At 70.7% G+C, this 23,414-nt stretch carries 24 protein-coding genes; 15 read left to right on the top strand and 9 right to left on the bottom strand.

The window, feature by feature from the left end; translation table 11 throughout:
• Window positions 1-14: 14 nt before the first annotated feature.
• Window positions 15-1,040 carry a ThuA domain-containing protein gene (locus J2S57_RS27275; RefSeq protein WP_307248145.1) on the bottom strand — a complete coding sequence of 342 codons (1,026 nt, stop codon included), beginning with the start codon at window positions 1,038-1,040 and terminating at the stop codon, window positions 15-17.
• Between the two features lie 171 nt (window positions 1,041-1,211).
• On the opposite strand from J2S57_RS27275, the gene J2S57_RS27270 reads away from it, so the two are divergent.
• From J2S57_RS27270 to J2S57_RS27260, 3 genes are all read left to right on the top strand, one after another.
• A complete protein-coding gene (locus J2S57_RS27270; RefSeq protein WP_307248143.1) occupies window positions 1,212-3,344 on the top strand; it encodes an outer membrane protein assembly factor BamB family protein in 2,133 nt (710 codons plus the stop codon).
• Between the two features lie 195 nt (window positions 3,345-3,539).
• Window positions 3,540-4,814, top strand: a complete 1,275-nt coding sequence (locus tag J2S57_RS27265) for a hypothetical protein (protein ID WP_307248140.1) — start codon at window positions 3,540-3,542, stop codon at window positions 4,812-4,814.
• Window positions 4,792-5,769 carry a hypothetical protein gene (locus J2S57_RS27260; protein WP_307248138.1) on the top strand — a complete coding sequence of 326 codons (978 nt, stop codon included), beginning with the start codon at window positions 4,792-4,794 and terminating at the stop codon, window positions 5,767-5,769. The genes J2S57_RS27265 and J2S57_RS27260 overlap by 23 nt, the downstream gene beginning before the upstream one ends.
• Before the next feature lie 13 nt (window positions 5,770-5,782).
• Here J2S57_RS27260 and J2S57_RS27255 read toward each other — a convergent pair whose 3' ends face one another.
• Window positions 5,783-6,769 carry a hypothetical protein gene (locus tag J2S57_RS27255; RefSeq protein ID WP_307248135.1) on the bottom strand — a complete coding sequence of 329 codons (987 nt, stop codon included), beginning with the start codon at window positions 6,767-6,769 and terminating at the stop codon, window positions 5,783-5,785.
• Window positions 6,770-6,925: 156 nt separating this feature from the next.
• Between J2S57_RS27255 and J2S57_RS27250 the strand changes: the two genes are divergently transcribed.
• Both J2S57_RS27250 and J2S57_RS27245 read left to right on the top strand, forming a co-directional pair.
• A complete protein-coding gene (locus J2S57_RS27250; RefSeq protein ID WP_307248133.1) occupies window positions 6,926-7,456 on the top strand; it encodes a PadR family transcriptional regulator in 531 nt (176 codons plus the stop codon).
• Window positions 7,453-8,436, top strand: coding sequence for a zinc-binding alcohol dehydrogenase family protein (locus tag J2S57_RS27245; RefSeq protein WP_307248131.1), 984 nt, complete (start codon window positions 7,453-7,455; stop codon window positions 8,434-8,436). Before J2S57_RS27250 ends, J2S57_RS27245 begins: the two co-directional genes overlap by 4 nt.
• A 119-nt stretch (window positions 8,437-8,555) precedes the next feature.
• Here J2S57_RS27245 and J2S57_RS27240 read toward each other — a convergent pair whose 3' ends face one another.
• Window positions 8,556-9,989 carry an MFS transporter gene (locus tag J2S57_RS27240; RefSeq protein WP_307248129.1) on the bottom strand — a complete coding sequence of 478 codons (1,434 nt, stop codon included), beginning with the start codon at window positions 9,987-9,989 and terminating at the stop codon, window positions 8,556-8,558.
• A 109-nt stretch (window positions 9,990-10,098) separates the two neighbouring features.
• Here J2S57_RS27240 and J2S57_RS27235 point away from each other — a divergent pair, with 109 nt between their 5' ends.
• Both J2S57_RS27235 and J2S57_RS27230 read left to right on the top strand, forming a co-directional pair.
• Window positions 10,099-10,716: an ABC transporter ATP-binding protein gene (locus tag J2S57_RS27235; protein WP_307248127.1), complete on the top strand. Its 618-nt coding sequence runs from the start codon at window positions 10,099-10,101 to the stop codon at window positions 10,714-10,716.
• Complete coding sequence (locus J2S57_RS27230; RefSeq protein WP_307248125.1) at window positions 10,713-11,969, top strand: hypothetical protein; 1,257 nt, start codon at window positions 10,713-10,715, stop codon at window positions 11,967-11,969. Before J2S57_RS27235 ends, J2S57_RS27230 begins: the two co-directional genes overlap by 4 nt.
• Window positions 11,970-11,986: 17 nt before the next feature.
• On the opposite strand, the gene J2S57_RS27225 is transcribed toward J2S57_RS27230, so the two are convergent.
• Window positions 11,987-12,565: a TetR/AcrR family transcriptional regulator gene (locus J2S57_RS27225; protein ID WP_307248123.1), complete on the bottom strand. Its 579-nt coding sequence runs from the start codon at window positions 12,563-12,565 to the stop codon at window positions 11,987-11,989.
• A gap of 51 nt (window positions 12,566-12,616) precedes the next feature.
• Here J2S57_RS27225 and J2S57_RS27220 point away from each other — a divergent pair, with 51 nt between their 5' ends.
• Window positions 12,617-13,561: an SDR family NAD(P)-dependent oxidoreductase gene (locus J2S57_RS27220; protein WP_307248121.1), complete on the top strand. Its 945-nt coding sequence runs from the start codon at window positions 12,617-12,619 to the stop codon at window positions 13,559-13,561.
• A gap of 58 nt (window positions 13,562-13,619) precedes the next feature.
• On the opposite strand, the gene J2S57_RS27215 is transcribed toward J2S57_RS27220, so the two are convergent.
• On the bottom strand, window positions 13,620-14,549 hold the full coding sequence (locus J2S57_RS27215; RefSeq protein WP_307248119.1) for an NADP-dependent oxidoreductase: 930 nt from the start codon (window positions 14,547-14,549) through the stop codon (window positions 13,620-13,622).
• Window positions 14,550-14,617: 68 nt separating this feature from the next.
• Complete coding sequence (locus J2S57_RS27210) at window positions 14,618-15,472, bottom strand: helix-turn-helix transcriptional regulator (RefSeq protein ID WP_307248116.1); 855 nt, start codon at window positions 15,470-15,472, stop codon at window positions 14,618-14,620.
• 123 nt (window positions 15,473-15,595) lie between these two features.
• Between J2S57_RS27210 and J2S57_RS27205 the strand changes: the two genes are divergently transcribed.
• Window positions 15,596-16,498 carry an NADP-dependent oxidoreductase gene (locus J2S57_RS27205; protein WP_307248114.1) on the top strand — a complete coding sequence of 301 codons (903 nt, stop codon included), beginning with the start codon at window positions 15,596-15,598 and terminating at the stop codon, window positions 16,496-16,498.
• A 111-nt stretch (window positions 16,499-16,609) separates the two neighbouring features.
• A complete protein-coding gene (locus J2S57_RS27200; protein WP_307248113.1) occupies window positions 16,610-16,966 on the top strand; it encodes a MerR family transcriptional regulator in 357 nt (118 codons plus the stop codon).
• A gap of 4 nt (window positions 16,967-16,970) precedes the next feature.
• On the opposite strand, the gene J2S57_RS27195 is transcribed toward J2S57_RS27200, so the two are convergent.
• Entirely contained in the window at window positions 16,971-17,348 is a 378-nt protein-coding gene (locus tag J2S57_RS27195; protein WP_307248111.1) for a winged helix-turn-helix transcriptional regulator, read from the bottom strand.
• Between the two features lie 101 nt (window positions 17,349-17,449).
• Between J2S57_RS27195 and J2S57_RS27190 the strand changes: the two genes are divergently transcribed.
• Window positions 17,450-17,857, top strand: a complete 408-nt coding sequence (locus tag J2S57_RS27190; RefSeq protein ID WP_307248109.1) for a RidA family protein — start codon at window positions 17,450-17,452, stop codon at window positions 17,855-17,857.
• 57 nt (window positions 17,858-17,914) lie between these two features.
• On the opposite strand, the gene J2S57_RS27185 is transcribed toward J2S57_RS27190, so the two are convergent.
• Together J2S57_RS27185 and J2S57_RS27180 are read right to left on the bottom strand one after the other, a co-directional pair.
• Entirely contained in the window at window positions 17,915-18,322 is a 408-nt protein-coding gene (locus J2S57_RS27185) for a DUF8819 family protein (protein ID WP_307248107.1), read from the bottom strand.
• Window positions 18,323-18,561: 239 nt separating this feature from the next.
• Window positions 18,562-18,927 (bottom strand): MerR family transcriptional regulator, encoded by a 366-nt coding sequence (locus J2S57_RS27180; RefSeq protein WP_307248105.1) that lies wholly within the window; start codon window positions 18,925-18,927, stop codon window positions 18,562-18,564.
• Window positions 18,928-18,998: 71 nt separating this feature from the next.
• Between J2S57_RS27180 and J2S57_RS27175 the strand changes: the two genes are divergently transcribed.
• From J2S57_RS27175 to J2S57_RS27160, 4 genes are all read left to right on the top strand, one after another.
• Window positions 18,999-19,820 (top strand): SDR family NAD(P)-dependent oxidoreductase, encoded by an 822-nt coding sequence (locus J2S57_RS27175; protein ID WP_307248103.1) that lies wholly within the window; start codon window positions 18,999-19,001, stop codon window positions 19,818-19,820.
• 290 nt (window positions 19,821-20,110) lie between these two features.
• On the top strand, window positions 20,111-20,698 hold the full coding sequence (locus tag J2S57_RS27170; RefSeq protein WP_307248101.1) for a carboxymuconolactone decarboxylase family protein: 588 nt from the start codon (window positions 20,111-20,113) through the stop codon (window positions 20,696-20,698).
• Window positions 20,699-20,729: 31 nt separating this feature from the next.
• The gene (locus J2S57_RS27165; protein ID WP_307248099.1) at window positions 20,730-21,473 is read left to right on the top strand and encodes a DUF6008 family protein; all 744 of its coding nucleotides are present in this window, start codon (window positions 20,730-20,732) and stop codon (window positions 21,471-21,473) included.
• Between the two features lie 281 nt (window positions 21,474-21,754).
• A complete protein-coding gene (locus J2S57_RS27160) occupies window positions 21,755-23,401 on the top strand; it encodes an acyl-CoA carboxylase subunit beta (protein ID WP_307248097.1) in 1,647 nt (548 codons plus the stop codon).
• The last annotated feature ends 13 nt before the right edge of the window (window positions 23,402-23,414 follow it).

Raw genomic sequence — 23,414 nt, 5'->3', positions numbered from 1 at the left:
GGTGCGCGTCACGTTCACCGGCAGAACGGCTGGGCCCCGGCGGCGGAGAGGATTCCTCCGACGACGAGCTTCTGGAAGTTCCTGTCGCCCGCGTTCGTGGAGGCCGGGTCGAAAGCGGTCTGCCCGTGGCCGAGAGTGGTCAGGAAAGCCCTTCCGCCGTCGTAGTACTGACACCAGGCGACGGGGTGGTAGTCGCCGTGACCGGGATGCCCGAGGTTGCCGGTGACGCCCTGGGTGAGGCTCTTCTCGTCGACGGTGGCGAGCACCCGCACCCGGGACGGGAAGGGCACGAGGTTGTACCACTCGTCCTTGTACTCCCAGCTCGCCGGAAGGGATTTCGTGGACGCGTCCCTGCGGTCGAGGGTTCGCACGGTGCCGGCCTGGTAGGGGCCGTGGTCGTAGAAGTTGGCGTTGCCGAGCAGCCCTTCGTACCAGGGCCAGTTGTACTCGGTGCCGAACGCGTTGTGGATGCCGACGAATCCGCCTCCGGCGCGGACGTACTGACGCAGTGCGGTCTGGGCGCCGTCGTCGAGCGTGTCGCGGGTGGTGCTGAGGAACACGACCGCGTCGTACTTCAGCAGGGTGCCCGCACTGGCCAGCTGGGTCACGTCCTCGGTGTGGTCGACGCTGAACCCGTTGGCGGCACCGAGTGCGACTAGGCCTTTCTGGGCGGCGTTCGCGTCGGTCAGCGGTGGGTTGAGCCCGGCCGCGAGGGCCGGGCCGAGGTTGGCGTGGCGGGGGCCGGCGGTGCGGCTGTAGACCAGGACCCTCACGCCGTTCTCCGGGCTGACGTTGCCCCAGTCGTGGTAGCACTTCGGGTCGGTGCCGCGGCAGACGCCGTAGTCGGGTTCACCGAGCTGCTGCGCCCCCTGGGGCCTGCCGCCGGGACTGGCTGCCGGGCGGGCGATTCCGCTCAGGGCCCAGACGATGACCACGGTGATGACGGCCACGAGGAGGGGGCCGCTCTTGATGCCGTACCGAATGTTCACGTGCTCGTCCCTTCGCTTGCGCGACAGTGCGCGGAACGGAACTGATTTCACCGGTCCACCTGGTGGTTCACGGGTGTCACGTCGGTATGGGCTACGACGATAGAGGTTCCCGAATCGTGGCGAAAGCTTTTGTTCCGGACAGTCTTGTCGCCCGGCTCGGATCGGGTCTACCGTTCGATGGATCGTTCGTACCGCTCAGTGGTACACACCCGAGGAGTGTTCATGCACCGTCGCATGTTCCTGACCGGATCCTCCGCTCTCACCGCCGGTGCCGTGCTGGCCACGTCGGCCCAGGAGGCCCAGGCCGCCGTGACCCCGCCCCAGCCGGGCAGTTTCGGGCCGGTCGGGGCCAGCTTCCCGAAGGTGGGCGGCAACTACGGCAACCAGAACTACTCCCCCCTCCGGCAGATCACCCGGAAGAACGTGAGCCGGCTGGGTGGGGCCTGGCACGTGAACCTCGAGGGTGGCGACACCTCGCAGGCTCAGCAGAGCACGGTGGTGGCCGAGAAGGGCGTGCTGTACGTGCAGACGCAGCAGCAGAACGTCTTCGCGATCGACGGGCGCACCGGCGCCACGCGGTGGAAGACGAACGTCGGCACCGACCGCATCAACATGCGGGGCGTGGCGCTCGACGCCGATCGGGTGTTCACCATCGCCGGCGACAACCACGTCTACGCCCTGAACAAGAAGACCGGCCAGGTCGTCTGGAAGACCCTGCTTCTCACCGAAGACACCTCGGCGGGCAGCCCGGAGCCGTGCGACCCGGCGAACGGGCAGTGCGGCGGCTCGATCGGCTCGCTGGCCGGGGCGGTGGTGCACTGGGACGGGCTGATCTACGTGGGCATGCAGGGCAGCACGGCGGGCGCACGGGGGCGGGCCTACGCGCTGGACGCCCGCACGGGCGAGCTGAGGTGGACGTTCTGGGCCGTCCCCGGGCCCGACGAGTTCGGCGGTGACACCTGGGAGGGCGAGAGCTGGAAGACCGGTGGCGCGGTGCCGTGGATCCATCCGGCGGTCGATCCCGATCTGGGCCTGGTGTACTGGACTTTCGGCAATCCGTACCCGCGCACCAACGGCTCGACGCGGGCGGGCGACAACCTGTTCGCGAACTGCATCGTGGCCCTGGACGCCAAGACCGGGCGGCGGCGCTGGCACTTCCAGTCCGTGCACCACGACATCTGGGACTACGACAACGTGATGGCACCGGTGCTGGCCGACATCACGGTCAAGGGCCGCACCCGCAAGATCGTGGCCTACGGCAGCAAGGTCGGCATGTACTTCGTCCTCGACCGCCGCGACGGCACACCGGTGCAGGGTGTGACCGAGAAGCCGGTGCCGCAGGACCGGCGCCAGAAGACCGCGCCCACCCAGCCCTTTCCCGGTGGCGAGTCGTTCATGCCGCAGAAGCCGCGCTTCGACAACGCGACCCGCCCGGTGCCGTTCTACCCGGTCGGCGGCGCGTTCGACACGTTCTGGGACCGCGCGACCATCATCTTCCCCGGGGCCGGGGGCGGCGCCGACTGGGCCCACGTGTCGTTCAACCCGAACACCGGCTGGCTGTACGTGGGCTACGGCCTGATCAACTCGGCGTACTCGAACACCGTCGGCGGCCGGGTCAACACCGCGCGCCCGCTGGGCGAGTACTTCGGTGGCGGCATCGCGGCGGTCGACCCGCGCGACAACACGGTGGTGTGGAGCATCGAGCGGGAGTGGTCACTGGCGCACGGCAACGGCATCCTCACCACCGGCGGCCGGGTGATGTTCCAGGGCGGTCCCGACGGGGTGCTGCACGCGATGGACGACGAGACCGCCGAGATCCTCTGGAGCTTCCAGTGCGGCGCGGGCGTGCACACCAGCCCGATCGCCTACGAGATCGACGGTGAGCAGTACCTCGCGGTGTTCGCCGGCGGCAACGGCCTGCCCTACCCCGACATCCCCCGCGGCGATCATCTGTGGGCCTTCAAACTGAACGGCAAGGTGACGCCCGCGCCGGCGCCCACTCCCCCGTCCCAACGCAATCAGATCCGCACCGCCGCGGTGAGCGGCGAGACCGCCGGGAACACCGTGACGCTGGGGCGGGTGTGGAACAACGGGCCGGGCCCCACCGAGAACCTGGTCGCCCAGAACGCCATGTCGCCGCAGCATCTCCGGGTGCCCAGGGGCACGACGATCACGTTCGTGAACCCGGCCGGCAACGCCTCGGCGCACGGGGCGGTGAGCTTCTTCGAGTACGAGTTCGACACCGGGACACTGATGCCCGGGCAGTCGTTCCAGCACACCTTCGAGCGCCCGGGTGAGTACTTCTACAACGACCCGATCTACCCGCAGAACACCGGCAAGATCGTGGTGACCTGACCTCCGGCTGTCTCTCGCGGGGCTCTCGCGGGGCTCTCGGGAGAGGTCCCGGGCTCTCCCGGGAGAAGGCGGCCCGTGATCACCTTGTCGCCACGAACGACCTCCACGGATCCTGATCACGTCCGGCCCGGCGAGGGAGCCTGACGGCGCCACCTGGTGAAACGGCGTACCGAGTCCGGTGCGCCGCTTCACCAGGTGGCGCCTCGCCGGGCCGATGAGACTCCCCGTCGTGACGCTGATGAGGTCCTCGTGAACCCTTTGATCGTTCTCGCTGTGGTTGCGCTCGCCGTGGTGGGCTACGTGGTGACCCTGCTCTGGCTCTGGGTCAGACAGGTGCTCCTCATCCGCCGGCTGGCCGCTCCGATCAACATCGTCTTCCTCGGATACATGTCGTCCGGTAAGACGATGCTGATGCTGGCCATGCAACGAACGCTGATGTTCCGCAGGAACGGTGTTCGTTTCATCCCCGAGAAGGGACCCCATACGCCAGGGGCGGGTGATGGCGATCCGTCACCGATGCCTGGCTACAGTACCGCCGCGCGACCCCGGGCGACAGAGCAGCAGCCTTCCAGCATGCGGGAGTGGAAGCTCCAGGTCATGCTGCAGGAGGAACATCGGGAACGGGTCGTGCTCAGCTTCCAGACGGCCGATTTCCCGGGCGAGAATCTGCGGTCGTTGCAGAGGGACACCGAGACCGCCCGCCAGTTCCTCCCGGAGATCACCACGTCGCACGCCGTTTTCGGGCTGCTGGACGGTGAGGACATCTGCATGCTCCTGGACCTGGGCGAGGACGATAACGCCCGCTCCCACAAGGGGGAGACGGTCCATACGGTCAGGAGCCGCTTCAACGAGAACTTCTACAACATCGTCAGCGTCTTCCTGACATGTGAGGGGGTCTGTCATCTCCTCATCACGAAGTGGGACTTCCTGACGGAACACAAGTACGTCCTGCCCGACGTGATCGCGTTTCTCCGCGAGCAGGAAGACTTTCTCCCCCTGACGCACCACGAGAAGGGGCTGAAGGTCATTCCGGCGAGTGCGGTCGGGAACCAGTACTTCGACTTCTCCGTCGACCAGCCCTGGCCCAAGCTGCCGGACGCCCGGTTCCGGCCGGTCAACGTCGATGTCCCGTTTGCTCTGGCCTGCCTGCAGGAGTCACGACGGCGGATGACCGACTCGGCCACCGCCCCCACCACGCGTGAGGGTTCCGTCGTGCGGCGCATGTCCCGTTGGCTGCTGCTGAGGACGAGCCTGTCGATCAATCTCGGCATCGTCGCGCTGGCGCTGCAGCTGGACCGGCCCGACTCGCCCCACGAGGCTCCGCAGACGACCTTCAACATCGAGGGCGGAGAACGGCTTCGGGGCAGGAAGGACGCCTACCAGTACCTGTACCTCTGGGCCCGCAACCGCGTCCAGCAGCTGGACCACGACTACCCGGAATCGAATCTTGACCGGCACCATGACCGGTGAGCGCGAGGGCGGCGGGCGCCGGGTCGTCCCCTTTCTCTACAGCCGGGGAAGAGACATCGGCTACCAGCTGCTGGTCGCGGACGAGCAGCGTCTGGGCACCCCGGCCTCGGAGCAGCTGATCCGCTCGCTCCCGCCGGGGACCAGCCCTCCGGGCACGGTGTTCCTGACCCACCTCGCCGGGGGCGTCCGGACGGTATTCCGCAAGGAGCCCCTGGAATCGGCCCGATTCGGGCTGGACGGCGCCCCGGTGGACCGTTCGGGACGAGGCGTCATCGTCACCTTCGGCTGGATCCTTCCCGCCGGCATGACCTCCACGAACGCCCCCTGGACCGCGCAGGACCTGCAGCGCTGCCGCGATGCGGTGGCCGGCGACCTCCAGCGAGCCTGGACCGCGCAGGAGGAGCTGCCCGCCCGATCCGCCGAGCCGATCGTCCTGCCGGTTCGCGCCGGTGAACCGCTCCGGGTCCTGACGCTGCCGACGGATGGCAGGGCGGCGTCCCGCGAGCCGGGGCATCGGGCGACCGCCTCACCGCGTCCGGGACCAGGACGGTCGCGCGCCGTGCGAGCGGTCGTCGCCGTCGCCCTGGCCGTGCCCCTGCTCCTGGTTCTGCGTCCCCTGTGGTCTTCGGGGCCCGACCCCGACCCGGCCCTGGATCCGGCCCTGGATCCGGCGCAGGCCGACCGGCGCGGCACGGCCGTCTGCCAGGCCCTGGCCAGTCCCGACCGACAGACCGCCGAGAAGGTTCTGGAAACGGCGTGGCCGGACAGCAGCCGTCCTCTCGCAACACTTCTCGATCAGGAGCGGAGGCCGGGGAGCCAGTGCAGCTTCACACTGGAAGAGCCGGATCAGGCTCAGCCCGTCGCCCACGTCACGGTGTCCTCGAAGGGGCGCCAGAGCGAGTGGACCGTGACCCTCGCCCCGCCCGTGCAGGCCCTCCCGGTCCCACCGGACTGAGTTCCACGCCGGATCAGCCGGTCTGGAGTTCCAGGTAGCCCAGACTGACCACTCGCCGGGCGTGCAGCTCGTTCCCGGTGAATCCGTCCTGAGCGTTGCCCAGGCGCTCGAAGTCCTGGGACTCGGCCTCGGGCACCAGCATCAGGTAGTAGCGCACCCGCATCCCGGTGAAGCCTCCGTATCCCATCTCGCCGCGCGGCAGGTTGACACAGCCGTCACCGGTCGGCACCACCTCCGGCGACGGGTAGTACCGGCCGTTGCCAGGATTGCGTTGTGGGGTGGAGTCTTTCGTCGTGGGGTCCGCCCAGGTGACGAAGTGCAGGTGCTGATCACCCGGAACCGGCCCGCTCAGCCCTGCGCCTACCTGGATCATGGGTGAGTACGCCTCGTAGTACGTGTAGGAGATCGTCGTGACGGAGACGCCGACCCGACTCGCCCCGGGCTCGGAGGTGAAGGCCCCCATCGTCTCCAGCGGAGGGTTCGGGCAGCCCGCGCCGGAGGGGGCGGCCTCGGGATCACCGGCCGCGAACGTGATTCCCCCGGCACCGATGACGACACCCGCCAGGAGCGCTCCGACGAGGAGCCCGGTCTGCCGGAGCCGGCGCACTCCGCTCCCGCCCGGCCCCTTCGGCGAGGGCTCCCCCGCGGTGGCGGAGACGGCACCAGGCGCCGAGATCCCGGGCGGCGAAGGAGTGTCCACCGTCGTGCGGGCCTGAGCCTCCGTCACGAACAGGCGGTCCCAGGCTTCGTGCCAGGCCACCTGCCGCTGCGGATCGTACGTGGCCACCAGACGCGCGAAGGACGCGGCCGACAGCTTCCGGCCGCTGCGGAACGCGTAGACGGTCGACTCCCCCAGTCCCGACCGGCGCGCGACCGCCCCCGTGGAGCGCTCGCCCAGGAGATGGCGTCGGGCCAGGGCGAACAGGTCTTCCAGCGAGGCTGCGGCCGACAGCTGGGCGTCGACGTCCACCGGCTTCTCATCAGGCCGAGGGTCGGGCATGACTCCCACCTTGCGCGACAAAGCGGACAGGGTGACTCTAGCCCGGCCGGCCGTTTCCTGATCGGGAAACCGGCGTCGAGAGCCATGGCACGCGGCGCGGCCCGATGTTTCATACATCGAACCGAGGCATATCGAATCGAGGGGTAAGCTGTCGGTGTGATCGAGCTGATGATCCTGGGGTTCCTGGCCGAGGGCCCCCTGCACGGGTACGAGCTGCGGCGCCGCATGGAGCAGTTGCACGGCTACGCGCGCCCGATGAGTGACGGCACGATCTACCCCGCGCTCAAGCGGCTGACCGCGGCCGGGCTGCTCAGCGAGCAGATCGAGCCGGGCACGGGCGCGGCCTCCCGCAAGACGCTGCACCTGACCGACGCCGGGCGGCGGCGCCTGGAACAGATCCTGCGCGAGGCCGACGGCCACGACATCACCGACGGCGGCCGCTTCATCCTGGTCCTGGCCTTCCTGTCGCTCCTGCCCGACGCGGCCGCACGCCAGGCCGTTCTCGCCCGGCGCCTGGCCTTTCTCGAGCAGCCGGCCAGCTTCTTCTACGACGGCGACCGCCCGCTGCACGCCGCCGAGATCCACGACCCGTACCGGCAGGGCGTCCTGCTGACCGCCCGCGCCACCAGCACGGCCGAGAAAGCCTGGTTGCGAGAACAACTCGCCGAAGCCGAGGAGACGCCATGAGCACAACGATGCGGGCCGTGGTCCTGGACGCCCCCGGCCCGGTCACGAACTTCCACGTGCGCGACCTCCCGGTGCCCGAACCCCGCCCCGGCTGGGTTCGCATCCAGGTGAGGTCTTTCGGCCTCAACCGATCGGAATTGATGACGCGCCTGGGCCATTCGGGCGGCGACGTCACCTTCCCGAGAGTGCTGGGGATCGAGGCGACCGGTGTCGTCGACCATGACCCCACCGGCACCTTCGAACCCGGTCGGCAGGTCATGACCATGATGGGCGAGATGGGTCGCCGCTTCGACGGCGGCTACGCCGAATACACCTGCGTCCCGGTCACCCAGGTCATCCCGTTCCGCTCCGACCTCGACTGGGCCACCCTCGGTGCCGTACCCGAGATGCTGCAGACCGCCTACGGTTCCCTCACCGACGGCCTCGACGCCCGCCCCGGCCAGAGCATCCTGATCCGGGGCGGCACGTCGTCCGTCGGCCTGGCCACGGCCGCCCTGGCCAAGCGGCTGGGCATGACCGTGCTGTCCACCACCCGCGCCCCGGCGAAGGCCGAGCTCCTGCTCGATCTCGGGGTGGACCACGTCCTGATCGACGACGGTCACGTGGCCGAGCACACCCGCGCCATCCTGCCCGAGGGCGTCGACACCGCCCTCGAACTCGTGGGCACCCCCACGCTTCCCGACACCCTGAGGGCGACCGCGCGTCACGGCGTGGTCTGTTTCACCGGCATGCTCTCGAACGAGTGGACGGTGAAGGAGTTCTACCCGATCAGCTACATCCCCCGCGGGGTGCGCCTGACCGCCTACTCGGGCGAGGCGTCCGACCTTCCGGCCGACGTGCTGCAGCGCTTCCTCGACGACGTCGCGGCCGGCCTCGCGAAGGTCCCGATCGAGATCATCTACGACCTCGAAGGTGTGGCGAACGCCCACGCGCGGATGGAGGCCAACTCGTCACAGGGCAAGCTCGTCGTCGTGCTCTGATCCCAGCCACCGCATCGAGAGGTCCCCCAGAGGGCGCACCGCCTCCGGATCGGTCGCGGGGACGGGCCACCCCGGGTTCGAGGACCCGGCCCAGGCGTCAGCCACCGAATCGTCCCCGGTCACGAGCGTGGGCGGCGGGCGGCGGGGACGACGACGACCAGTACCACCGCGAGCGCCAGGGCCAGGAACGCGGCGCTGCCGCTCATGGCCTCGTGGAACTGGTGGGTCACCGCGGCCACCGAGGAGCTACCGGTGCCGGCCGAGATCGCCACCAGCACGGCCAGTCCCAGCGCCGATCCCAGCTGATGGGCGGTGTTCACCAGCCCGGAGGCCGCGCCCGCGTCGGCCGGACGGACCCCGGCGATTCCGGCGTTGGTCAGCGGTGCGAAGGCCAGTCCCTGGCCGGCCCCGATCAGCACCATGGGCAGGGCGACGGCCGTGCCGTAGCTGTCCCCCAGCCCGGCCCGGCTCAGCCAGAACACGCCGGCCAGGGTCAGCGTGGTGCCGGCGGCCAGGAGCAGCGCGTTGGAGACGCGAGGGCCCAGGCGCCCGACGGCCATCGCGACGGCGAAGTTCACCAGGGTCATCGGCAGGAAGCCCAGGCCGGCCTGCAGCGGGCTGAAACCGTAGACGTTCTGCAGGAACTGGGTGGTGAAGAAGAAGAATCCCATCATGGCGCCCAGATAGAGCACCCGGGCGGCGTAGGCACCGCTGCGCTCGCGGCTGCGGAACAGGCGCAGCGGCATGATCGGTTGCTCGGCCCGGGCCTCGTGGGCGAGGAGGACGACCAGCAGCACGACGCCGGCGGTCAGGGAGGTCACGACCCGCACCGAGGACCAGCCGGCGTCCCCGGCCTCGATGAAGCCGAACACCAGCGCCCCGATGCCGAGGGTGGCGCAGACGGCTCCCAGGGCGTCGAAGCGTCCCTGCCGGCGCGGGGTCTCGGTCAGCACGGCCCGGGCCCCGACGATCATGGCCGCGGCGATCGGCACGTTGATCAGGAAGGCCGCGCGCCACGAGATCCAGGCGGTGAACGCGCCACCGACGAGCATGCCCAGGCTCGCGCCGATCCCGGCCGTGGCGGCGTACAGCGCCACCGCCCGGCGCCGGGCCTCGCCCTCGAAGGAACTGGTGATCAGGGCCAGGGAGGTGGGCGCCACGACGGCCGCGCCGATGCCCTGCACCGCGCGTCCCGTGATCATCCACCAGCCGGCCGGGGACAGGCCGATCGCCAGCGAGGCGAGCCCGAAGACTCCCAGCCCCACCACGAACAGGCGCACGCGCCCGATCAGGTCACCGGCCCGCGCGCCGAGCAGGAGGAGGCCGCCGAAGACCAGGGTGTACGCGTCCTGGATCCACGACAGCTCGGCGGTCGAGAGCCTGAGACCGGCCTGGACACTGGGCAGTCCGGTGAAGATGACCGAGTTGTCGAGCAGGATCATGAAGTAGCTGACCAGGATGATGGCCAGGATCGCGGTCGGGTGCCCGGTCAGCTGCCGGGTCGCCCCGGAGCCGGGAAGGGCAGTCGTCCGGCCGCCGGTGAGGTGCGTCATGCTGCCAGTGAAGCCGGGCCGGTCGCCTTCGAGGAGAGCCTGCCGTAGCCGGTACCGGCAGTACTCCCCACCGGCGCCCGCCATGGGCACCGTGCCCTAGGGTTCTGCGATGTTGCGTGTCACCGGCGTGAGCAAACGCTACGGCTCCGAATCCGTTCTCACCGACGTCTCCCTCACCCTGCCGGCGGGCGGCGTCATGGCCCTGACCGGCCCGAACGGGGCCGGGAAGTCGACGCTTCTGGACTGTCTGTCCGGCGCCACGCCGATGGACGCCGGCACCGTCGAGATCTTCGGGCGGCCCTCGCACCCGTCGTCGGCGGAGCACTGGCTGGCGGTCTACGGCATTCTCAACGACTTCACCTGGCTGCCCGGGCTCACCGTCATCGACCACCTGATGCTGCTGGCCCCGTCGCCCCCGGGCGCGTCGGTGCAGGCGGCGCTGGACGCGTTCGGGGTGCCGGACCTGGGCGGTCACAGGCCCACCGCCCTGAGTTCCGGCCAGCGCCGGCGGGTCGCCCTGGCCTCGGCGCGCGTGCGGCCGTGGAGCGTTCTCCTGCTCGACGAGCCCGAGGCCCACCTCGACCGGGCCGGCGTCGAGATGCTCGCCCGGGAACTGCTCGCCCTGCTCACCCCCGAGCGCTGCATTCTGCTCTCCAGCCACGACCCCGTGCTGCTGAAGGCCCTGGACTGCCCGCAGGTGCGGCTCACCGGCCGGGTGAACCGGTGAGGCGCCCCACCGCCGAGGACGCGGTCGTCGCCCTGATCACCGTGCCCATGTCGGCTTCCGTGGTGTGGAACGTGGGCGGGCATCTGCTGCCCGGCCTGCTGAACACCGCCCAGGACCGCGGCTTCTCACCGGCGCTGCTGGCCCTGTCCGTCGCCCTGGCGGTGGCCGGGGTCTGGGTGCAGGTGCTGTTCTTCGCCGGGCCGGTCGCCGCGTCCGCCGCGCAGTTGCAGTGGCTGCCGACCGGTGACGTGCTCGGCCACCAGCACCTGCTCACCTGGGCGGCGGCGAGCGCGGTCGTCGTGGTGCTCGTCGCGCTGGCCGTGCTGACGGCCCGGGCCATGGGCTGGCCGCTCGCCCCGGTCGCCCTGAGCACGGCCCTGGTGCTCGTCACGGCTGTGGTCATGACGCTCTGGCTCCAGAAGCGGGACGCCCCGGCCCTGGTCGGCCTGGTCGCCGCCGCGCTCGTCATCGCGGCCCTGACGCTGGCCGCCGGCCAGGCCTGGTCGACGCCCACCGGCGTGGCCGTCGGGCTCGGCGCCACGGTCGCCACGGCCATCCAGCGCCGGCCCTCAGGGTTCGCCGCCCCGCGAGCCAACCCCGTCGTCCCCCGTTGGCAGCTCACGCGGGCCCACACCAACCGCTGGTCGGTGAACGCCGGGATCCTGGCCCTGGACGGCGACATCGTGCAGGCCGTGCACGAGCGTCAGGGGCCCGCGACGCGTTCCGCCATGCCGGCGTTCGTGTTCCGCACCCGGCGTCCCGTGGCGGTGTCGGTGGTCGTCCTGTGGCGGGCGATGTCCGGCGGGCTCCTCGGCGCGGCCGGGCTGGTGCTGACCGCCCTTGTCGCCGATCGCCTGCTCGGCCCGGGTGCGGCGCTCGTGCTGCTCGTGGTGCTGCAGTACGGGCTGGCCCTGGCCGTCGCCCGGGTCGGCGAGAGCTGGCTGATGTCCCCCGCGCTGCAGCGCATCTGGGGTCGCGGCGCGCTGGTGGCCGGGATGTTCGCCCCGGTGCTCGGCGTCGGCGCCGGCGTCACGGTGCTGGCCGCGGCGACCGTGGGCGCGTCCCCCGTGGCCGGGCTCGTGCTGCTGATCACCGGGCCGCTGGTGCTCGGGCGCCGTCACCTGGCCCGCCGCTCCACCGGGCTGACCCTGGTGAGCACCCCGGCGGGGCCTCTGCCGCTGCAGACGTTCGACCGGACCGTCGCCGGGTACGACGTCCTGGTGGTGGCCGCCCTGCTGGTGCTGAGCCTCTGAGCGGGTGTCCTCGCCGGTCAACCGGCCGTGGGGTCAGGCACGAGAAGGCCGATGGCGGTCGCCATCCGGGTGCCGTACTCCTCCCGGGTGGCGACCTGGTGCTTGATGCCGATCGAGGCACTGATGAGGGTCTGCGCCACCGCCTGCGCCGCAGTGATGCCGGCCTCGCCCAGGGCAGCGGTCAGCAGGTGCTCGAACCGCTCCGGGCCGCTGCGGGCAGCTGGCCCCAGCAGATCGGGGTTGCCCTCGAGGACGGCGGTCACGTCGCGCATCGGCCCGACGTACCGGCCGGCCCAGCAGTCGAACGCTGCCAGGACCCGCTCGGCCGGTGAGCGGGAGGCGGTGGCGAGCGCCTGGGCGGCCTGGTCCAGGTCGTCGTTGATCCCGCGGTCGGCGGCGGCGCGGAAGAGGCCACTCTTGGAGGAGAACAGGAAGTACAGGCCGGGCCGGGAGATGCGCGCCTCGCGGGCGATGTCGTCCATCGAGGTCTTGCGGTAGCCGTAGCGCCCGAAGGTCTGCAGCGCCGACTGCAGCACCGCCTCACGGCGGGCGGCGTCGCCGACGGCGGGCTCGGATGCGTGGTCGGCTGACGGCATGCGTCCACGCTACCAACTAGACGCAATATGCAGTCTTTGTATAGTCAGCTCATGGCTCCTCTCATCACCACGTCGTTCTCGGCCACGTCCACGGCCACCGACGTCGCTCGCGGGCACGACCTCACCGGGGTGAGCGCGATCGTCACGGGCGCCTCGTCCGGCCTGGGGGCCGAGACCGCCCGGGTCCTCGCCGGTGCCGGTGCCGCGGTCACCCTCGCCGTGCGCGACGTCGCCGCCGGTCAGGCCGCCGCCACGGATTGCCTGAACGCCACCGTCCGGTTCCTCGACCTGAGCGACCCGGCGTCCATCGCCCGGTTCGTCGCCGCCTGGGACCAGCCCCTGCACCTGCTGATCAACAACGCCGGTGTCGTCACCGGCGGGCCGCGGCGCACGTCGCGTGGGTGGGAACTGCAGCTGGCCACGAACCACCTCGGGCACTTCGCGCTGGCCACGGGCCTGCTCCCGGCGCTGCGCCGGGGAGCTCACGAACGCGGCGGGGCGCGCGTGGTCACACTCAGCTCCACGGCGCACATGCGCAGCGGCGTCGACTTCGACGATCTCCAGTTCGACCGGCGGCCCTACGATCCGCAGCTGGCCTACGCCCGGTCGAAGACGGCGAACTCCCTGTTCGGCGTCGAGGCGACCCGGCTCTGGCGGGACGATGGGATCGTCGCCAACACGGTCAACCCCGGCGGGGTGGCCACCGGCCTGCAACGGCACTTCACCCCCCGGCAGAAGGCGTCGCTGGACGCCGCCGAGGCCGCGGGCGTCTTCACCTACAAGACCGTCGGGCAGGGAGCGGCGACCACGCTGGTCGCCGCTCTCCTGCCGGAATTCGCCCGCACCGGCGGCCATTACCTCGACGACTGCCGGGAGGCCTACACCGTGCCCGACGACGCCGATCTGGCCCAGCACCCTCACGGGGTCATGCAGTGGGCGCTCGACCCTGACCTCGCCACCCGCCTCTGGGCGGTCTCGTCCGACCTGACAGGCTGATGACGGCCTGGCCGGGTGATGACGACCTGACAGGCTGATGACGGCCTGGCCGGGTGACTCAGGCCAGCACGACGACCTTGCCCGCGATCCGCCCGGCGGCGGCCTCGGCGTGCAGGGCCGGCAGCTCGGCCAGCGGGATGCGGCGCGTGACCTCGATCGTCAGCTCCCCCTTGTCGACGAGGGAGACCAGCTCGGTCAGACGCTCGCGGTTCGGCAGCACGAACACGGTCGCCGCGGTGACGCCGCGCGTCTCGTCGCTCGGGGTCGCCATGAACGCCGTGGTGCTGACGACCTTGCCGCCGTCGCGGACGAGGGCCACGAGCGCGGTGAAGCGCTCGGGGTCGATCGGGGCGAGGTTGATCAGCACGTCGACCGGCTCGTCGAGCGCGGTCAGCAGGTCCGTGGTGGTGTAGTCGACGATCTCGTCGGCGCCGGCCGCCCGCACCGCCTCGGCGCTGCGGGAGGTGGCGGTCGCGACCACGTGCACACCTGCCCGCCCGGCCAGGGCGATCGCGTACTTGCCGACCACGCCACCGGCACCGTTGATCAGCACCCGCTGACCGGCTTTCAGGTCACCGTCGTCGAACACGGCCTGCCAGGCGGTCAGCGCGACCGAGGGCAGCCCGGCCGCATCGGCCAGCGGAACGGTGGTGGGGGCGGCGACCAGGGCCGAGGCCGGGGCGATCACGTACTCGGCCGCCCCGCCGTCCCGCTCCATCGGCAGGAACCCGACCACCGCGTCCCCCGTTCGCAGCCCCTCGACCTCGTCGCCGAGCGCGTCGACGGTGCCCGAGACGTCGTAGCCGGGCACGTGCGGCAGCACCACCGGGATCGGCAGGAAACCCGCCCGCATGCCGTTGTCGGCGGCGTTGAACGCCGAGGCCGCCACCTTGACCCGCACCTGACCGGCGCCGGGGGTGGGCAGCTCGACGTCCTCGTAGCGAAGGACCTCGGGACCGCCGACCTCGTGGAAACGTACTGCCTTCATGGGGAGAACCTGCTCTCGTGATGGTGCCGCCGGGGTGACGTCGACCAACGTCTCAGGTTCCCCCGCGATCATCCTGGGCCGGATTGGCCCACCCTCACGACCGCGGGCCCGGAGGCGGACCCGACCATCTCCGAGAGCCGGGACGCGTCGGCCGAACCGGGGGCCGCGGTCAGCATCAGGGCCGCCAGGTCGTCACCCGGGATGGCCAGCAGGTTCCCCACCAGCGTGACCGCCTCGCCGTCCGGGTGAACGAACGTCGCGCTGCTCTCGTAGGCGCTGACCGGCCGGGGTTCACGCCACAGGGTGTCGAACATCGAGCTGTGGGTACGCATCTCGTCGACCAGCTCGGCGAGCGCCCGGTCGGAGGAGTAGCGCAGCACGGCGCCGCGCAGGCGTGCGACGAGGATCGCCTCGTGGTCGGTGGCGTCGGCCGCGGACTGCCGGAACCCGTTGAACGGGTCGCAGAAGGTGCGCCAGGCGACGTTCCAGTCCCAGCGGTCGCCGGTGAGGTCCCAGTGCTCCAGGGACAGGAAGGCGCTGTTGACGGCGATCAGGTTCATGGCCGCGTCGGAGACGAACATCGGGGTGTCGGGGAAACGCTCGAGCAGCCGCAGCGCGCCGGGCCCGAGGTCGGTCGGCACCTGACCGCTCGCGGCCGCGTATCCGGCGAGCGCGCAGAGCCTCTCGTAGTCGGCCCGGCCGGCGCGCAGGGCTCGGGCGATGGCGTTGACCACGCCGGCGGAGGGGTGGCTGCGGCCCTGCTCGAGGCGGCGCACATAGTCGGCGGACATGCCCGCGAGGTCGCCGAGTTCCTCACGCCGCAGTCCGCGCACGCGTCGACCGCCGACCGGCAGCCCCACGGACTCGGGGGATGTACCCTCTCGCAACTGGCGCACGGCGGCGCCGAACTCGAACTGCTCCACGGTGCCAGTGTGCCTGGTGAGGTACGTCGTCCGGGAGGGTGGGCCAGTCCGGCCCAGGCCCGGCACGACGTGACCTGCGACGTTGGGAGAAGTCTCCACCACGTCCGGAAGCAGGTTCCCGCCATGAGAGCAGTGCGTTTTCACGAGTTCGGTGGCCCGGAGGTGCTGCGTCTCGAGGAGGTCGAGATTCCCGTGCCCGGCCCGGGCGAGGTTCGCCTGCGGGTGGCCGCCACGTCGTTCACCGCCCTCGACGCGCGCATCCGCGCCGGTCACACGGCACTTCCCGTTCAGCTGCCGCACACCCCCGGGGTCGATGTGGCGGGAATGGTGGACGCGCTGGGAGACGGGGTGGACAGCGTCGCGGTGGGCGACCGGGTCGTCGGGCTCCTGCCGCTGAGCGCGCCCGGGGCCGCGGCGGAGTTCGTGATCGCACCGGCCGACGTGCTGACGGGGGCCCCGCGGAACCGTCCGCTGAGTGACATGGCGGCGCTGCCGTTCGCCGGGCTCAGCGCCTGGCAGGCGGTGTTCGGCCACGGCCACGGCCGCCCGCGGGCCGGGCAGCGGGTCCTGATCCACGGCGCGGACGGGGCCGCCGGCGGGTACGCCGTGCAGCTGGCCAAGGAGCTCCGGGCTCACGTGATCGCCACGGCCACACCGGGCGGCGCGGGACGGGTCCGGGCGGGGGGTGCCGACGAGGTTCTCGTTCTCCCCCTCGACGACGCCGGGGGCACGGGCAGCGAAACGGTCCACGCCGTCCTCGATCTCGCGCCCACCACCCCGCACATGACGGACGCGCCGGGGCCCCTCGGCCGGCACCTCACCGATGTCTCCGGCCTCTTCGAGTGTTCCCTGGCCCCGCGCAACGACAGCGATCAGCTGGCCGACCTGGTGGCTCGCGTGTGCACGGGCGAGCTGATCATCGACGTCGCCCGCCGGGTGCCCCTGACGGACCTGCCCGCCGTGCACACCCGGCACGCCGCCGGGTGTGTACCCGGCACGACGGTCGTGCTCGTCTCCCCCGCGTGAGGGCCCGCGCGGCCGGGCACCCGGATCGGTGTGCCGACGTCGTGGAAGATCGCGTCCCGCCGGCCGGTTGCCCGGAACAGGACGGTGCGAAGGTCGACGTCAGGGGGCACGGTGCTGATCGGTGAGCTCGCCGCACGGACGGGGGCGAGCACGCGCTCGCTGCGGCACTACGAGGACTGCGACCTGCTCGTGCCCACGCGCGGGGGCAACGGCTACCGGGTGTACGCCGAGTCCGACGTGGCGCGGGTGGCGAAGATCCGGGCGCTGATCGCGGCGGGTCTGGCGACGGCGACCATCCGCGAGTACCTGGAGTGCATCGGGTCGGACCGGGACCGGGTGCAGCTGCGGATGTGCCCCGGCCTGCGCGCGCAGCTGGACGCCGTCGCCGACCGGCTGGACGCCCAGCAGGCGGTGATCGAGCAGACCCGGCAGCGGCTGTGCGCCCTGACCGCGCCGGAGAACGCGTGAGGGGTCAGGCCTGGTAGCGGCTGCGGGCGGACTCGATGTCGCTCAGGTAGTACTGCGTCCACTCGCACATCAGGTCGACCGTGGCGCGCAGGGCCTGCCCGGCCTCCAGGAGCGTGTACTCCACCCGGGGCGGGACGGTCGGGTGCACGGTGCGGGTCACCAGGCCGTTGCGCTCGAGCATGCGCAGGTTCTGCGTGAGCATCTTGTGGCTGATGCCCTCGACCCGGTCGCGCAGCTCGCTGAAACGCAGGGTGCCGTCACCGATCGTCTCGATGATCAGCAGCGCCCACTTGTTGGCCACGTCGGAGAAGATCTCGCGGGCCAGGGAGTCGGCGCGGGAGATGTCGGCGTCGGCGGGAATACCGGCGATCTGCTGGGTCACCTGAAGGTTCCTCGGTTTCGGAAAAGTGCGTTCTTCCAGTTCAGCGCACACTCTCCTACGGTTTCCGAGTCACCACAAGAGACCACGAGAGGAACCGCACCATGGCCGTGCAGCTGATCGACCCCGCCGGGCTCCCGCAGATCCCCGTCTACCGGCACGTCGCCGTCGCCACCGGGTCGAAGACCGTCTACGTGGCCGGGCAGGTGAGCTGGGACGCCGAGGGCACCACCGTGGGTGAGGGCGACCTCGCCGCCCAGGTCGAGCAGAGCTACCTGAACGCCGCCACCGCCCTGGCCGCGGCCGGCGCGGACTTCAGCCACGCCGTGCGCCTGACCGCCTACGTCGCCAACTGGATCCCCGACCAGATGCCGCTCTTCCTCGAAGGCGTCGAGCGTGCGTCCGCCCGTCTGGGCATCACCGTGCAGGCACCCGCCGCCCTGATCGGCGTGGCCGCCCTCGACATTCCCGAGCACCTGGTGGAGATCGAGGTCACCGCCGTGCTCGACTAGCGCGCCGTCCGCACGGCGAGGTCTCGCAGCCACCCCATTCCACCTCAACATTCCACCTCAACGAAGACCGGACAATCCTCCGACCTCTGAGACCTCTCGCTGCCCACCTTCGCGGGTGCACACCCAGGCAGCGTGAGGAGCGGGGTCTTCGACGATCGCCACGAGCAACTTGTGCTTCTGTTGGTGCAACGGACACGCAGGCCACGGACGCGGCGTACCACGATCGCCGTAGGTCTCGATCACCGCGTCCTGCACCTCCTCCGCGATACCGGCCACGTTCTCGACCGGGACACCCCAGGGATCGACCCCCACGCGAGTTCCCGCCCGCAGAATCCGGAACCACACCCAGGGCTGCTCTCCATCATCCGGATCCGCGAGAGATTCATCAATGTCAGCCGTCAGGTCTGACGCTTCTCGCACGTCCCGAAGGACAGGTTCCAGCGCTGCCCTCAGCGCGTCATGCATCTGCCGTTCCCATCGCTCTTGACCGCAGCCGACATAGCCGGAAATCGTCGCACAGAAGGCACCTGTCCCACCTCGGTCGCAGGCCGCGCCCTTGACCTGTAGCCGCAGATGGTCTCCCTGCGCGAAGCCAAGCTTTCGTGTCCTGACGCCACGACCGGTCAATCGTGCACCGGCCGCAGGGAGACTTCTTTCCCGAGCCCATGTCCCGATGGGAGATGTACCTTCCGGCCTTGCCCCTTCTACCGTTCCAGCCGCCCGCGGCTGCGGCGGTTCAGCGTGATCAGCTCCTCCAGCGACTCCAGCGTCTGGGTCAGCCCGGCGATGTGGGCCCTGAGCCTGTCGCGCTCCTCGACCATGTGCGCGAAGGCCGCCTCGTTGGTCGCCTCGCTCGGCGAGAGCAGACACGGCATCACCGACAGGATCGTCTGGCTCGACAGCCCCGCCGCGTAGAGCCGCTGCAGATACAGCACCCGGTCGACGTCGCCCTCGGCGTACTGCCGGTGCCCGCCCGGGCTGCGCTCACTCGTGAGCAGCCCCTGCTCCTCGTAGTAGCGCAGCGAGCGCACGCTGACACCGGCCCGTTCGGCGAGCTCCCCGATCTTCACGCTGACCCCTTCGTGCCGTGCGTCACAGCCACTTGAATCTTACGTCCGTGTGAGGATTTAGCTTAGCGGCCATGACCAGCCGAACCATCATCATCACCGGCGCGAGCGACGGCATCGGGGCCGCGGCCGCCCGCCGCCTCAGGGGCCAGGGCGAGAACGTCGTCATCGTCGGGCGAAACCCCCGGCGCACCAACGCGATCGCCGACGAGCTCGGCGCACCCCGGCACCTGGCCGACTTCACCGAGCTGGCCCAGGTGCGCCGGCTCGCCGCCGAACTGCGCGAGGCCTACCCCCGCATCGACGTGCTCGCGAACAACGCCGGGCAGAACTTCCGGCGCGAGCGGACCGGCGACGGATTCGAGAAGACCCTCCAGGTCAACCATCTCGCGCCGTTCCTGCTGACCACCCTGCTGCTCGACACCCTCCTCGCCTCGAAGGCGACCCTCGTGCAGACCTCGAGCGAGGCGTCCCGCATCTTCGGACGACTGGACCTCGACGACCTCGGCAACGAGCGGAGGTGGACGGCCGACAAGGCCTACGGTGACGCCAAACTCGCGAACATCCTGTTCACCCGGGAACTGCACCGCCGCTACCACGACCAGGGACTGAACGCGGTCAGCTTCCACCCGGGCAACGTGGCCACCAGCATGGGCTCGGACACCAGCAGCCCCACCCGGTTCCTGTGGCAGACCTGGCTCGGACGTCGCTTCCTGGCCGCTCCCGAGGTCGGCGGGCGCACGCTGGCCCACTACATCGACGGGACGCCCGGGCAGACCTGGCAGTCCGGCGCCTACTACGTCGTCGACCGGGTGCCGAAGAAGACCAACCCCCAGATCGAGGACGCGGTGCTCGCCCAGGAGTTGTGGGAGCGCAGCGCGTCCCTGGTCGCCTGAGCGAGACTCGCTCGCCGACGGTGAAAGTCGTTCGGCGGAGCCCATTGCCGGGCCGTCGTCCGGGATCCGGCGGCCCGGCGGCCCGGCCGCCCGCCTCGGACGAGGCGGTACTTCTTCCAGAATGCGGTGTTGCGGGACGAGCCTTCACAGCGCCGACACACCGTTGGTAGCTTCGCCGGAGCACATGGGACAACGCGCTGGTTCAGCATTCGGCAGGTGTCGGAGTTCGCGGTCGATACCAGTTCGCGGTCGATGCCTGTACGCGGCGGGCAGACGAGGAGCCTGATCACGTGGCACACATCGACCTAGGCGTCGACGAGAAGGAATTTCCCGGCGTCCGGGGGCCCATGCAGTACCGGCCCGAGACGGCCGGCCCCCTGAACGCACTGGCAGAAGCCCTGCTTCGCAGCGAACCGCATCCGCTCAGCCGGGGTGAGCGTGAGCTGCTGGCGGCCTACGTCTCCGGGCTGAACGAGTGCCAGTTCTGCTCCACCTCCCACTCCGCCTTCGCGGCGGCGCAGCTCGAGGCCGGCTGGGACCTGGTCGACCAGGTGCACGCCGACCTCGACTCGGCCCCGGTCTCCGCGAAAATGAAGGCCCTGCTGAGGATTGCGGGCGCGGTGCAGGCGGGCGGCCGCACCGTCACCACCGCGCTGATCACCGCTGCCCGCGAGGAAGGCGCCACCGACCTCGAGCTCCACGACACGGTGCTGATCGCGGCCGCGTTCTGCATGTTCAACCGTTACGTCGACGGGCTCGGCACCTTCGCACCCGAGGGCCGCGCGCTGTACGACGAGCACGCGAAAGTCATCATCGCCCAGGGGTACGTGCGGCCCGATGCGCGCCGGCCAGGCCCCGCCGCAGCCGCAGAGGGGTAGACCGGTGCACAAAGACATGCAGAACATGCCCATGTCCATGGACATGGGAACCACGGCCACGGGCTGGGACGTTCTCGGCGCCGTCGGGCTGCTCTGGTGGATGATCGCGATGTGGGCGGCCGTGCTCGTGCTGTACCGCGCCCAGCGCCACGGCGCCCGCCCCTGGCAGTTCTGGGGCGCGACCAGTGTGGTCGTCATCGGTGCGGTCGGCCAGATCGGGCACGCCGGAGAGCATTTCGCCCAGGTCGGCTACTGGGTCGGGCACCCCGAGACCAAACCGTGGATGACGCCCTGGGGCAACGGCCTGTCCAACGGCTTCGGCTCCCTGGTCGGCAGCCCGGCCGGCAAACCGAGCCTGGGGATGGAAATCCTGCACCTGGTGGGAAATTCCATCTTCCTGGCGGGCCTGGCCGGCGTGGTGGTCCTGACCCGCCCGCTGGTCGCGCGAGGTCTGGGAAGCCGCCGCTGGGGCCGTATGGGCGTGTGGATGCAGGGAATCCACGGCATCGAGCACCTGGTGCTGACGCTCTCGATCGCCTTCGGGGCGCAGAAGGCGATCGGCCTGTCGACCTGGTTCGGGCTGATGGATCCGGGGCCGGGCCTATGGACCTACCGGATCTGGTGGCACTTCGTGGCCAACGTGATCGGCTCCACCATCTTCGTCTTCGCCCTGACCCACCTGTGGAAGGAACGCCGTGAGCTCATGACCAGTTACGGCGTCACCTCCCGCCCGGCGACCGCCGGGGCCCCGGCACCGCAGGCCACCCCGGCCTAGCCTCCCAGCAACACCCCACCAATACCCTGGCAGCACCCCGGCAGCACCCCGGCACGGCACGCAGCGACGCCCGGGACCTTCAGCCGCACGACGGCTGTGGTGTCCCGGGCTTTCTGCCGTCCGCCGGGAACCACGGGAGACAGCCGCCGGATTGTCGCACGGATGACGTGGTTATCCAACATGGTTATCGCATTTGCCGCTCAACCAACGCATTTCAGGAGACGTTGGCGGTGACCGGCCGGTCCAAGCTGAAGGCTGATCAGACGCCAGTAAGGAGGGCCATGAGCGAGATTCTTCTGCCCGCGCCGGTCAGACCGGACGTCAACCGCCGCCCCCGGCCGGTGGTTTCACCGCCCCCGCCCGAGACCCTCAGCCCGCCGTCGCCCGTCCGGCCGACCATGCAGCAGGTGCGCACCCGGCGGCAGGAGCTGCGCAGCCGGATCGAGACCGGCCAGGCCCGCCCCGTCGAGCGTCAGCACCGGCTGGGCAAGCTGACGGCCCGGGAGCGCCTGGCCCTGCTGCTCGACGACGGCTCCTTCACCGAGCTCGGCCTGTACCGGCGGGCGCCCGGCCCGGACGGGAAGCGGCCCCACACCGACGGGGTGGTCACGGGATCCGGCACCGTCGACGGGCGCAAGGTCTTCGTCTACGCGCAGGACTTCACGGTCTCCGGTGGCTCCCTGGGACCGGCCCACGCGTCCAAGATCCAGCACCTGATGGACCTGGCCGTCCGCGTCGGCGCACCCCTGATCGGGCTCAACGACAGCGGCGGGGCCCGGATCCAGGACGGTGCCCTGGCCCTCGACGGGTTCGGGGGGATCTTCCGGCGAAATGTCCAGGCGTCCGGGGTCATTCCCCAGATCAGCGTCGTGCTCGGGCCGTGCGCGGGCGGAGCGGCGTACTCCCCGGCCCTGACCGACTTCACGTTCATGGTGCGCGAGACCTCTCAGATGTACCTGACCGGGCCGGACGTCGTGGCCGCGGTCACCGGCGAGAAGGTCACCCACAACGAGCTGGGCGGCGCGCAGGTGCACGGCACGGTCTCCGGCGTGGCGAGCTTCGTGTGCGACACCGAGGAGAGCGCGCTGCAGGAGGTGCGCTACCTGCTGTCGCTGCTGCCGGCCAACAACCTGGAACTGCCACCGGCGCAACCGCCGCGCAACGCCGTCGCCGACCTGCGCCCGGCGCTGGCCGACATCGTCCCGGTCGACCCGGCCCAGCCGTACGACATGCGGCTCGTCCTGGCCGAGATCCTCGACGACGGCGAGTTCATGGAGGTGCACGAGAACTGGGCCACGAACGTCCTGTGTGCCCTCGGCCGCATCGACGGGCAGGTGGTGGGCACCGTCGCCAACCAGCCCCTGGTGCTGGCCGGGGTGCTGGACGGTGAGGCCGCCGAGAAGGCCGCGCGTTTCGTCCGCTTCTGCGACGCCTTCAACATCCCCCTGGTGACGCTGGTCGACGTCCCGGGGTTTCTCCCGGGGGTCTCCGAGGAGCACGGGGGGATCATCCGGCGGGGTGCCAAGCTGCTGTACGCCTACTGCGAGGCGACCGTGCCCAGGATCCAGGTCATCCTGCGAAAGGCCTACGGAGGTGCGTACATCGTCATGGATTCCCGTTCGATCGGCGCCGACCTCGCGCTGGCGTGGCCGACCAACGAGGTCGCGGTGATGGGCGCCGAGGCGGCCGTCAACGTCGTTCACCGCCGCGAGATGGCCGCGGCCGGCGATCCGGCGCGCCTGCGTGCGAGCCTCGCCCAGCAGTACCAGGAGACGATGATGAGCCCCGATTTCGCCGTCGAGCGCGGACTGGTCGACGACATCGTCGACCCGGCCCTGACCCGGGCCGCCATCGCCGCCGGGCTGGAGATGCTGTCCGGCAAGCGCCTGACCGGGCCCGAGCGCAAGCACGGCAACGCCCCCCAGTAGCGCCCGGCGCGGG

Source organism: Kineosporia succinea (assembly GCF_030811555.1).
GTDB lineage: Bacteria > Actinomycetota > Actinomycetes > Actinomycetales > Kineosporiaceae > Kineosporia > Kineosporia succinea.
Note: the sequence above shows the minus strand (reverse complement) of the source record. Positions and strands in the feature narration are given on the sequence as shown.